Raw genomic sequence first — 10,402 nt, 5'->3', positions numbered from 1 at the left:
GCCTGATCGGGGTGCAAACAACCCGAAAGTGGCGATGATTTGAGCAGTTTTTAACCATTTTTGAATACTTTGGTCATGAGGTCGATTTTTGGATGTTTGAAATCGAGTTCTTCAGACCTTCCCTAGCTACGAGGTGATCGGCTATTGGGGGGCCGTCGCTCTAATACTGTTGATGGCCTGACCCCATAGGGTGGTCCGGTTTCAATCTTAGTTCATGATCGGCCTTGGGGCTATTGCCTGGGCANTGCCGCCTGCGGACTTGTGCCCTTTGAGTTGAAGCAGGCCGCGCTCCTTGGCACCGTCCAGGAAGGCCGCCTCATGGCGCGTGTCGGTCAGGAAGAACGACACATTCATCAGCGACCGCGCAGCGGGCTCGACCTGATTCACGTAGAAATCGCTGGCGTCGATTGCCGCATAGAGCTTGCCGGCCTGCCGCCGGTTGCGGATCTCCAGCGCAGCCACCCCGGTGAAATCGCCTTCGCGCTGGCGCCGCATCCATTCCACCACGAGCCCGAGGATGTAAATACCCCAGGTCGGAGGCGTGTTGTACATGGACTGGTGGCGTGCGGCCAGTTCATAGTTGAAGGCGCTTGGACAGATCGGCAGCGCGCGACCGAGCAGTTCCTCGCGCACGAAGACCACCGTCAGCCCCGCGGGCCCGAGGTTCTTCTGCGCGCCGGCGAACGCCAACCCGACGCGGCGCCAGTCGAAGCGCCGGGAGGCGATGTCGGACGAGCAGTCCACGACGAGCGGTGCGCGCGAGCCCAAGGCCGCGAGGTCGGGCAGCTCGGCGAACTGCACTCCCTGGATCGTCTCGTTGCTGCAGACGTGGACATAGGCCGCATCGGGGCTGATCCGCCAGCTCGATGCGGGAGGAATGCCGGTGAAGCCGCCAGGCTCCGCCGTCGCGGCGACGTGGGCGGCGCGGACGTACCTGCGGGCCTCGTCCCAGGACTTGTGGCTCCAGTTCCCGGTGAGCAGGAAGTCGACCACGCCGCCGCCGGAAAGATTCAACGGCACGATGGCGTTCTCGCCGATGCCGCCGCCCTGCAGAAAGAGGATATGGAATTCGGAAGGCACCTCCAGCAAGACGCGCAGGCCAGCCATCGTCGCTTCGTAGATCGAGATGAAGTCGTTGCCGCGGTGGCTCATCTCCATCACCCCCATGCCGCTGCCGTGCCAGTCCAGCATCTCGCCGGCCGCCTGGCGCAGAACCTCCTCTGGCAGCGTGGCGGGCCCCGCACCGAAATTGAACGGCCTCGGCCCGGCTCCGGTCATCGCAGGCCTCCGGCGGCGGGCATTCCGTCCGAGTCCCCGTGCTCTCGATCGTGCGCCATGGCTTGCAGGACATCGCCCACGTTGTCCAGCGTGCGATTGATGACCTCGTCATCGTGGGCCATGGACACGAAGCCGGCCTCGAAGGCTGAGGGCGCGAAATAGATGCCGCGCGACAGGCAGGCCTGGAAGAACCGGGCGAAGGTGCCCAGGTCGGAGGCCGTAGACTCGGCAAAGCTCCTCGGAACATGGTGCTGGAAATACAGGCCGAACATGCCACCGACGCCGTCGGCAGCCAGCGGTATCCCAGCAAGGCAGCCGCACTTGCGCAGGCCGGCCACGAGGCGCTGGGTCTGCGCCGCGAGCCGGTCATGGAAGCCCGGTTCGTCGATCAGCCGCAGCGTGGCCAAACCGGCCGCCACGGCCACTGGGTTGCCGGACAGCGTGCCGGCCTGGTAGACCGGCCCCAGCGGGGCGATCTTTCCCATGACGTCGCACCGCCCGCCGAAGGCCGCCAGCGGCATACCGCCGCCGATGACCTTGCCCAGCGTCGTGAGATCTGGACGGATCCCGAACAACCCCTGCGCGCCTTGCGGACCGACGCGAAAACCCGTCATGACCTCGTCGAAGATCAGCAGGGCTCCGTGGGCCGTGCAGAGTTCCTGCAAACCTTCAAGAAAGCCTGGAGCCGGCCTGACCAGGTTCATGTTGCCGGCGATTGGCTCGACGATGACGCAGGCGATCCGGTCGCCCTGCCGTGCGAATGCCTGGCGCACGCCGTCCAGATCGTTGTAGCCCAGCACCAGGGTGTGTTCGACGAACTCGCGCGGCACGCCGGCCGAATCGGGATGGCCCAGCGTGAGCAGGCCGGAGCCGGCCTTGACCAGCAGGCTGTCGGCATGGCCGTGGTAGCAGCCCTCGAACTTGACCACCTTGGGGCGGCCGGTAAAACCGCGCGCCAGTCGGATCGCGCTCATGGTGGCCTCGGTGCCCGAGCTGACCAGGCGCACCTGCTCCAGGGACGGCAACCGCGTGCTCAGGGCCTCGGCCAGGACGATTTCCGCTTCGGTCGGAGCACCGAACGACAACCCGTCCGTGGCCGCCTTCTGTACCGCCAGGACGACCTCCGGGTGGGCGTGACCGAGGATGGCGGGTCCCCAGGAGCCAACGTAGTCAATGTACCGGGCTCCTTCGCTATCCCAGACATAGGGGCCGCTGGCACGGCGAATGAACCGGGGTGTATCGCCGACCGCCTGGTAGGCGCGCACGGGTGAATTCACGCCACCGGGAATCGTTCTGTTCGCCCGCGCGAACAGTTGGGCATTCGTTGAAGCCATGACGTTGCTGCCATCCGAAAACGGACCGCCGCGCACGCGACACCGGGCGACGGTCTAAACTGTGATTTTGTCCTAGGACATTCTAACTTATGACACAGGATACTGCACGCGATACCAGGAGTGGCCGGATTTCTTTCGCGGTGCTGTTCCAGCACCTTGCTCCGATGCGCCTGCTGACCCGTTGCGCGGGCGTGCTGGCGAATTGCCGCCAGCCCTGGGTAGTCCAGCCCCTGATCCGGGCTTTCGTACACCGCCATCGCATCGACCTTGGCGAGGCCTTGCATAGCGACCCCGGCGCCTACCGCAGCTTCAACGAATTCTTCGTCCGGGCACTGCGGCCAGGGGTGCGCCCCTTGGCACCGGCCGACTGGACCAGCCCCGCGGACGGCACGGTGAGCCAGGTGGGGCATATCCGGGCCGGCCAGATGATCCAGGCCAAGCAGCGCCGCTACAGCGCCGCGCAGCTGCTCGCGGATCCGGCGCTGGCGGCCCGGCTCGAAGGGGGCAGCTTCACCACGGTGTACCTGAGCCCGCGCGACTACCACCGGGTCCACATGCCCTGCCCGGGGCGGCTGCTCGGCATGCGCCATGTGCCCGGGACGCTGTTCTCGGTCAGGCCGGACATCGTGCAGGGCATCCATGGCTTGCTCGCGCTCAACGAACGGCTGGTGTGCTGGTTCGAGCATCCCCGGATCGGCGTCTTCGCCGTGGTGCTCGTGGGGGCGGCCATCGTGGGCAGCATCGCCACCGTCTGGCACGGTGTCGTCGCGCCGCCGCGGCAGCCGCAGATCCGGCTGTGGCACTACGCCGACGGCGACGCCATGCCGCCACCGCCGCACCTTGCGCAGGGCGAGGAGATGGGGCGCTTCCAGTTCGGCTCCACGGTCGTGGTGCTGATGCCAGGGAGTGCCTGGGGCTTCCATCCGCAATGGCAGGTCGGCCGGCAAGTGCTGATGGGGCAGCCCGTAGCGACGCAGAGCTGACCTGGCTTCGGGGGCGGGTGCCGCTGCCCGGCCCCGGGGAGCGTGGCGCGCCGGCCGCGCTCAGGCTGGCGGCGGGACCCCGATGGGCTGATACCCCTGCCACGCGGGTGCTGCAGGCTGGCCCAGGGGGTTCTCGCGCAAGTGGACATGCAGGCCGCCCAGCTCGCCCAGCAGCACGCAGTCGTCCACGCTCGACAGGTTGTCCTTGTGCCGTGTGCCCGCGCCGACGAGCAGGACGTCGAGCGCCCGGCGCTTGGCCTGGGCCGCGTCCTCGGCGACGAAGAGGCCGAACTCGTGCTGCTCGACCAGGGTGTCGGGCCGGTACCCGCCGGCATTGACGAAGTACAGCTGTTTGTTCCCTTGGAACGGGGTGGGCAGCAACCGAATGTCGTGTCCATCGGCCCAGGTGATGACGCTGTAGCCGTCGACATGCAGCTTGTGCCTGTCGCCGAACCAGACCTCGCGCAGGAGTGGCCAGGCGTCTTCCGGGCGCTGGACGGCGGCGAACTGCACGTCATGCACTTCGATGTTCGATTTCCCTGCGTTGCCGCCGACGTAGAACATGTGGAGTTGAACGCCCGGCGAATCGGGGGCCGGCTGGTCCGAGCGTTGGACGGTGGCCGTGGGGAGGGACGAGGGATGGGGCATCTTGAGGTCGATTCGCTGATGAGCCTATGGATTCGCCGCCGCGTCCTCACGCAGCTCTGTCGAGGCCTGCGCGAGCCAGTCGCGGGGAGGCATTCCTACCCTGGCCCTGAACGCGCGCGACAGGGCCGAAGGGTTCGCGTAGCCGAGTTCTTCGGCCAGGTTCTTGAGGGGACGGCCTTCGCGCAGCCGGCTCTGGGCCAGCGCCATGCGCCAGTCGGCCAGGTAGTCGCCGGGCGTCTGCCCCACCACCTCGCGGAAGGTGCTGGCAAACGCCGTGCGGGACATGCCGGCGCGCTCGGCCATCCGTTCCAGCGGCCAAGGCTCCCCAGGGCTGTCGTGGATGGACGCCAGCGCGCGCGCCAGGCGCGGATCCGACAGGCCGGTGATGAGGCCGGTGTGCACGCCGGCCTCCTGCGGATGGTCGAGCAGCCAGCGCAGCAGCTGGATCACCACCACCTCGAACAGCCGGTTGGCCAGCAGCCTCTGGCCGCAGCGTACGCGGTCGGTCTCGGAAAACAGCAATCCCAGCGCCGCGTCGAGGCCCTGCACCCGCGCCAGCGGTAGCGCGATCAGGGGAGGCAGCGCCCGCGCGAGCGGGTGGGCCGTGCCGCCCTCGAAGCTCAGTCGCGCGCAGGTGAAATCGGAGCCTTCCTCGGGCGGGTTGTGGAAGAGATGGGTCAAGGGGCCGGGGTAGAACAGCAGCGCCGGCTCGTCGAAGCGCATCGACTTCGGCACCCGCCGCGCGCCAGGGTGCTGCACCTCCAGTTGGCCGCGGCGCAGCACGTGCAGGTAGCCATGTCCTTCACCGGCGTCGAAGTGGCTGCGCCCGCACAGCGCGCCGGAGTAATGCAGCTGCGCCTGTACCCGGAAGCGTTCCAGCAGGCCCGAAAGGCGGTCGATGGGAGCGGTGGCTGGCATTGGACGAAATGATATTTTTCGTGGACTGATTGAACCAAATAATACATTCAATGCGCCCATACTGTCTCGGCCGGATCGTTCCGTAGAAAAGGCTCGCCTCGCAATTTCCTTAATGGGGCCTGTCTCGCCGGCTGTTTCCCTTCCCTCTGGCCCGAACCTCTCCAGGAGACCAAGATGCCTCGCGTCAACATCCAGTCCGAAAACGCTCCCGCCGCCAGCCGCCCCCTGCTGGCCCAGATCGACCAAGCCTTTGGCGCCACGCCCAACATGTTCAAGGCTGTGGCCAATTCGCCCGCAGCCCTGCAGAGCATGTGGGCGGCCTTCGGCGCCCTGGGCGGTGGCACGCTCGGCGCCAAGCTCGGCGAGCAGATCGCCGTGGCCATCGCTAATCGCAACCGCTGCGAGTACTGCCTGGCCGCCCACACCGTGCTCGGCCAGAAGGCGGGCGCGTCGGCTGACGAAATCGCCGCCGCCCAGGTCGGGCAATCCAGCGATGCCAAGACCGCCGCGGCGCTGGCCTTCGCGCTCAAGGTCGTCGAGCAGCGCGCCCAGGTCAGCGATGCCGACGTCGCCAGCCTGCGGGAGAACGGCTTCGGCGACGAGCAGATTGTCGAGATCGTGGCGCATGTCGCCTTGAATCTCTTCACCAACTACGTCAACGTCGCCCTCGACGTGCCGGTCGACTTTCCCAAGGTCGCGCTGAAGTGAGCCGGCGCGGGCCTCGCCCGCCGCGGAGCGAGGCCCATCAGCCTGCGCATGGAAACGGGTGGCCGGCAGCATCATGCAGGCCGGCCCGGTCCGCGTTAGGGCGCGGGTCGTAGGCAGTCTGCGTTGCGCGCGTTCTTCAGGGAGCGTCTGGCGTAGTACTCGAACGCGATGGTGTTGCGCTTGGGGCGTAACACCCAGTTATGGGCTTCGGCGCCGAGGGCGGGATCGATGGGCTGGATGGTTCCCGCGCCGCTCGCCAGCAGTTGCATGCGGGCGGCCCGCTCGAAGGCGATGGCGAGCACGCAGGCTTCCTCGACGGTGCTGCCGGCGATCAGCAGACCGTGGTGGGACAGCAGCAGCGCGCGCTTGCTGCCCAGGGCGCCGGCGATGAATTCGCCTTCCTCGTTGCCCACCGGGATCCCCGGCCACTTGGCCACGAAGGCGACATCGTCGTAGAGCACGCAGTTGTCCATGTGGGAGACGATCAGCGGCTGTTCCAACATCCCGAGCGCCGCGGTGTGGACCGCATGCGTGTGGATGATGCAGTTCACGTCCGGCCGCGCGCGGTAGACCCACGAATGGAAGCGGTTGGCGGGGTTGGGCATGCCGTCGCCTTCGAGCACGTTCAGGTCCTCGTCCACGAGCAGCAGGTTGTCCTCGGTGATCTCGTCGAAGCCGAGGCCGAGTTGCTGCGTGTAGAACTTGCCGGGTACGTCCGTCCGTCCCGTGATCTGGCCCGCGAGTCCGGAGTCGTGTCCGTTGTCGAACAGGATCCGGCAGGTCAGCGCGAGCTTCTGGCGCAGGGAATAGGCGCTGTCCTGGAACTGCCGGTCCATGCGGTGGGTGGACTGCGCCACCAGGGTGGCCTTGTCGAGTTGGAAGGTGTCGGATGGGGTCATGGTTGTGCCTCTGGTTTCAGGGACGTTCTTCGATGGAAAGGTTGCGTTCGGGCTGTCCGGGAAACAGCGGCTGGTAGCCTGGCAGGCGTTCCACGCGCTGCAGCCACGCCTGGATGGCTGGGTAGGGCGCCAGCGCGATGCTGCCCATCGGGGCCATGCAGGTGTAGGGGTACAGCGCCACGTCGGCGATGCTCGGAGCGTCCGTCGTGGCGACCCAGCCGTCCTCGCCCTGGCGCTGGAGTTGTGCCTCCAGCACCGCCAGCGCCGCGCGTGCCGCCGCCGCATGGCTGACGAAGGGCTCGGCGTCCGGGGCACCCCGGCGGTGCAAGGCCAGGTGGAGCCGCAATTGCGCGAGCGGCTTCATGTGGCGGTCCTGCTCGAACGACAGCCAGCTCAGAACCGTGGCCTGCGCCAGACGATCCTGGGGCCACCAGGGGGTTCCCTGGGCTAGGTAGTGGAGGATGGCCAGCGATTCGGCCAGATGGCTGCCGTCGGGCAGGCGCAGCACGGGCACGTGGCCCATCGGCGCGACCGCCAGGAATTCCGGCCGCGCCAGGTCGCCGCGGTCGATGGAGAGAGTGCGGCGCTCGAGCGGCATATTCAGCAGGCTGGCGAGCAGCCGGACCTTCCAGGCGTTGCCGGATCGTAGGGTGTCATAGAGGAGCATGGGGCGGGTCGCCTTATCAGTCGAGCTTGGTGCCGGCGGCTTGGATGACCTTGGCCCACTTCGCGGTTTCGCTGGCGATGTGCTGCTGGTAGGCGGCGACGCCGGTCGGCAGGGGCTCGATGCCCATCGCGGCAAGCCGCGATACGAGTTCCGGACGCTTGAGCGCCCGGGCCAGCGCCTTGTTCAGCACCTCCACCTGCGCGGCGGGCGTTCCCGGCGGGGCGACCAGGGCATTCCAGGAGCCGATCTGGAACTGCGGCAGGCCCTGCTCGGCACTGGTCTTGAGATCGGGGGTGACCGGGCTGCGCTCGGCCGCGGCGATGGCCAGCATCTTGAGCCGGCCGGCTTTGGCCTGGGGCTCGATGACGGGCAGTGCGTCGATCACGATGTTCACCTGTCCGCCGACCGCTGCGTTGACGGCCTCGGCCCCGCTCTTGAAGGGAATGTGTACGATGTCGGTTTGGCTGGACAGCTTGAAAAGCTCGATGCCCAGGTGCGGCGAGCTTCCATTCCCCGCCGAGCCGAAGTTCAGGCGTCCGGGATGGGCCTTCGCATAGCGGATGAGCCCCTGCAGGTCTTCCACCCCGTCGATGCCGTGGACTGCCAGCACATAGGGCGAATTGCTGACCAGTGAGATCGGGGTCAGGGCGGCGGGATCATAGTTGAGCTTGCGGTACAGCATCTTGTTCACGACTTGGGTGCCCACGGTGCCCAGCAGCAGCGTGTAGCCGTCCGGGGTGGCGCTCGTGATCGCCTGGGCGGCGATGGAGCCGCCGGCGCCGGGACGGTTGTCGATCACGATCTGCTGGGACAAGGCTTCTCCGAGGTACTGTCCGATCAACCGTCCGGCAACGTCGGTGATGCCGCCCGCACCGAAGGGGATGATCACCCGGATCGGTTTGTCGGGGTAGGTCGCATCGGCGGCGTGCGCCATCTGCGGCACTGCTGCGGCGATGCCGGACAGGGCGAGGAAGGCCAGTGCCCGGCGGCGTTTCACTTGCGTCATAACATGTCTCCTTATGTGAGGGCGACAGGGAGTCGCCCGGGTGTTGATCTATGTCAAGAAACAAGTGTAGTTTAGGACACAAGTGTCCTATGGGGAAGATATGTCGGTGAAATTGAAGCTGCTGCGCGTGCAGGCGGGCCTGACGCTGGAAGAACTCGCCCAGGCCGCCGAGCTCACGCGCAGCTATGTCTCGAAGCTGGAGAGGGGGGTTTCAGAGCCGTCCATCGGCGCCGCGCTGCGGATCGCCAAGGCCCTGGGCGTGAAAGTGGAGGAACTGTTCGCGCAGTCGTCCGAGGATGAGCCTGTGTCGATCCATCGCGCCCCTGCGGGCAAGGAGGGTGAGCCCCAGGCCCCGCGCGTCGTCTCCGGCGCCTTGCCCGGGCACAGGATGGTCGCGTTCGTAATGACGCCCACCGACGAGCCGGTGCGCAACCATCCCATGAGCCACCACAAGGGCGAGGAAATCCTCTACGTGCTCAAGGGCAGCGTGACCTTGCGACTCGCGCGCCGCACGGAGACGCTGCGCGCCGGCGACAGCGCCCACTTCAACTCCAGCATCCCGCACAAGATCACCTCCGTCGGGAAACAGCCTGCATCGGTGTTGCTGGTGATTGCCGAGGAGGTGTGATGGCCCGGCCTGCGCCAGTGGGCAGTCGAGTCAGGGGCGGGGGGATGGTTCCTGGACTGCAACCGGGTCCGTGGGCAACAGCAGGACGACGGCCGCTGTGCAGACCGCGATACCAGCCATGACCAGGAACAGGGTCGCGAAGCTCGACGCCTTCACCACGGGCCCCAGCAGCCACACCGCGAGCGAACTGATGCCGAACGAAACGGTCAGGCGCATGCCGGCCACGCGCGAGCGCACGCTGTCGTCCACGTACCGGACGATCATCGCGTCCGTGAAGGGAATGCAGCCGAAGATGAACACCATCGCGCCGATCAGCGCGATATAGAGCCACCACCCGCTGGTCAGGGCCGAGAGGATCAGCCAGGGGATCTGCGCCAGCACCATGCCGAGGTACAGGCGCTTGAGCGGAATCCTGTCGATCAGGCGGCCCACGACCACCTGGGCCAGCGAGGCGATCGCATAGACCACCGCCAGCAGCAGGCCGATCAGCGCCGGGTCCGCGATCACGCCCTGGAATCGCTCGGTCAGGAACTGTGTGTTGCCATTGGTGGTGAAGTTGAACAGCAGACCGCCGGTGACGGCCGCCGCCGTCATCACGACCAGCGCGCGAGCGAGCTGGCCGGGCGGCAGCACGACCACCGGCGGCTTGCGAGTGCGTCCGGGCGCCGGGCCCTGTGGCGGGCACAGCAACAAGAAGGCGACGCCGCAGCCCAGGGAAATCAGACCTGGTACAGCGAAGGCGGCACGCCAGCTCCACCACTGCACGAGAAAGCCGGTGAGCAGGGCCGCGCCCGCCACGCCCAGGTTTCCGGCCAGGCCATTAATGCCAATGACCGCGCCGGGCCGGCGGGCATGTTGCACCAGCATGGGGATGCCCACGGGGTGGTAGATCGACGCGAACAGTCCGATCAGCGTGAGGCTGCCCGCCAGCTGCCAGGGTCCCTGGGCCAGGGCCGTCAGCAGCGCCGCGGCGCCGAGACCGAAGAAGAAGACCAGCATCATCGGCCGGCGCCCCCACAGGTCGCCCAGGCGACCGGCAGGCGCGGAGCCGAGGCCGAACAGGAAAAAGGTGCCAACCCCGTAGGGCATCAAGTCCTCCCAGCGGGCGTAGCCGAACTCGGCGGCGATGGTGCCGACGGCGGTAGCGAAGATCAGTGGGAACAGGTGATCGAGCGCATGGCCGACGTTGAGCAGCAGCGCCACCGCGCGGGGATGATCTTGGGCAGCGGCGTGTCCCGGCGCAACCGCCGATGAAGTGGTCGTAGTCATGCCGTCAGTCTGGCGGATTTGAGGCTATCCGTCTTTCGATGTTTCTTGGTAAATTATCGCGAAA

At 67.0% G+C, this 10,402-nt stretch carries 10 protein-coding genes and 1 pseudogene; 3 read left to right on the top strand and 8 right to left on the bottom strand.

Annotation, left to right across the window (positions count from 1 at the left end; genetic code table 11):
- Positions 1-231: 231 nt before the first annotated feature.
- A pseudogene (serC, locus tag C1I89_RS06195) lies at positions 232-1,278 on the bottom strand (3-phosphoserine/phosphohydroxythreonine transaminase); the annotation flags it as partial.
- Positions 1,275-2,612: a glutamate-1-semialdehyde 2,1-aminomutase gene (hemL, locus tag C1I89_RS06190; RefSeq protein ID WP_102772810.1), complete on the bottom strand. Its 1,338-nt coding sequence runs from the start codon at positions 2,610-2,612 to the stop codon at positions 1,275-1,277. The gene hemL and the pseudogene serC, both read right to left, overlap by 4 nt.
- An 89-nt stretch (positions 2,613-2,701) precedes the next feature.
- Between hemL and asd the strand changes: the two genes are divergently transcribed.
- Positions 2,702-3,595: an archaetidylserine decarboxylase gene (gene asd, locus C1I89_RS06185; RefSeq protein ID WP_181390906.1), complete on the top strand. Its 894-nt coding sequence runs from the start codon at positions 2,702-2,704 to the stop codon at positions 3,593-3,595.
- A 60-nt stretch (positions 3,596-3,655) separates the two neighbouring features.
- Here asd and C1I89_RS06180 read toward each other — a convergent pair whose 3' ends face one another.
- Both C1I89_RS06180 and C1I89_RS06175 read right to left on the bottom strand, forming a co-directional pair.
- Complete coding sequence (locus tag C1I89_RS06180) at positions 3,656-4,159, bottom strand: DUF1543 domain-containing protein (protein ID WP_102771929.1); 504 nt, start codon at positions 4,157-4,159, stop codon at positions 3,656-3,658.
- A gap of 108 nt (positions 4,160-4,267) precedes the next feature.
- The gene (locus C1I89_RS06175) at positions 4,268-5,161 is read right to left on the bottom strand and encodes an AraC family transcriptional regulator (RefSeq protein ID WP_102771928.1); all 894 of its coding nucleotides are present in this window, start codon (positions 5,159-5,161) and stop codon (positions 4,268-4,270) included.
- Between the two features lie 174 nt (positions 5,162-5,335).
- On the opposite strand from C1I89_RS06175, the gene C1I89_RS06170 reads away from it, so the two are divergent.
- Positions 5,336-5,869, top strand: coding sequence for a carboxymuconolactone decarboxylase family protein (locus tag C1I89_RS06170; RefSeq protein WP_102771927.1), 534 nt, complete (start codon positions 5,336-5,338; stop codon positions 5,867-5,869).
- A 95-nt stretch (positions 5,870-5,964) separates the two neighbouring features.
- Here C1I89_RS06170 and C1I89_RS06165 read toward each other — a convergent pair whose 3' ends face one another.
- The 3 genes from C1I89_RS06165 to C1I89_RS06155 are packed head-to-tail and all read right to left on the bottom strand — an operon-like array spanning position 5,965 to position 8,441.
- The gene (locus C1I89_RS06165; RefSeq protein ID WP_102771926.1) at positions 5,965-6,768 is read right to left on the bottom strand and encodes an aldolase; all 804 of its coding nucleotides are present in this window, start codon (positions 6,766-6,768) and stop codon (positions 5,965-5,967) included.
- A gap of 16 nt (positions 6,769-6,784) precedes the next feature.
- Positions 6,785-7,435 (bottom strand): glutathione S-transferase family protein, encoded by a 651-nt coding sequence (locus C1I89_RS06160; protein ID WP_102771925.1) that lies wholly within the window; start codon positions 7,433-7,435, stop codon positions 6,785-6,787.
- A gap of 16 nt (positions 7,436-7,451) precedes the next feature.
- The gene (locus C1I89_RS06155; RefSeq protein WP_102771924.1) at positions 7,452-8,441 is read right to left on the bottom strand and encodes a Bug family tripartite tricarboxylate transporter substrate binding protein; all 990 of its coding nucleotides are present in this window, start codon (positions 8,439-8,441) and stop codon (positions 7,452-7,454) included.
- A 106-nt stretch (positions 8,442-8,547) separates the two neighbouring features.
- Here C1I89_RS06155 and C1I89_RS06150 point away from each other — a divergent pair, with 106 nt between their 5' ends.
- Positions 8,548-9,069, top strand: coding sequence for a helix-turn-helix domain-containing protein (locus C1I89_RS06150; protein ID WP_181390905.1), 522 nt, complete (start codon positions 8,548-8,550; stop codon positions 9,067-9,069).
- A gap of 30 nt (positions 9,070-9,099) precedes the next feature.
- On the opposite strand, the gene C1I89_RS06145 is transcribed toward C1I89_RS06150, so the two are convergent.
- Complete coding sequence (locus tag C1I89_RS06145; protein WP_102771922.1) at positions 9,100-10,338, bottom strand: MFS transporter; 1,239 nt, start codon at positions 10,336-10,338, stop codon at positions 9,100-9,102.
- Between the last annotated feature and the right edge of the window lie 64 nt (positions 10,339-10,402).

This window comes from Achromobacter pulmonis (assembly GCF_002885955.2).
Taxonomy (GTDB): Bacteria; Pseudomonadota; Gammaproteobacteria; order Burkholderiales; family Burkholderiaceae_B; genus Achromobacter; species Achromobacter pulmonis_A.
Note: the sequence above shows the minus strand (reverse complement) of the source record. Positions and strands in the feature narration are given on the sequence as shown.

Excerpts from the sequence above, each read along its gene's own strand:
- C1I89_RS06160 (WP_102771925.1), bottom strand. The coding sequence starts at position 7,435 with ATGCTCCTCTATGACACCCTACGATCCGGCAACGCCTGGAAGGTCCGG.
- C1I89_RS06155 (WP_102771924.1), bottom strand. The coding sequence starts at position 8,441 with ATGACGCAAGTGAAACGCCGCCGGGCACTGGCCTTCCTCGCCCTGTCC.
- C1I89_RS06170 (WP_102771927.1), top strand. The coding sequence starts at position 5,336 with ATGCCTCGCGTCAACATCCAGTCCGAAAACGCTCCCGCCGCCAGCCGC.
- C1I89_RS06145 (WP_102771922.1), bottom strand. The coding sequence starts at position 10,338 with ATGACTACGACCACTTCATCGGCGGTTGCGCCGGGACACGCCGCTGCC.
- C1I89_RS06180 (WP_102771929.1), bottom strand. The coding sequence starts at position 4,159 with ATGTTCTACGTCGGCGGCAACGCAGGGAAATCGAACATCGAAGTGCAT.
- asd (WP_181390906.1), top strand. The coding sequence starts at position 2,702 with ATGACACAGGATACTGCACGCGATACCAGGAGTGGCCGGATTTCTTTC.
- hemL (WP_102772810.1), bottom strand. The coding sequence starts at position 2,612 with ATGGCTTCAACGAATGCCCAACTGTTCGCGCGGGCGAACAGAACGATT.
- C1I89_RS06165 (WP_102771926.1), bottom strand. The coding sequence starts at position 6,768 with ATGACCCCATCCGACACCTTCCAACTCGACAAGGCCACCCTGGTGGCG.
- C1I89_RS06175 (WP_102771928.1), bottom strand. The coding sequence starts at position 5,161 with ATGCCAGCCACCGCTCCCATCGACCGCCTTTCGGGCCTGCTGGAACGC.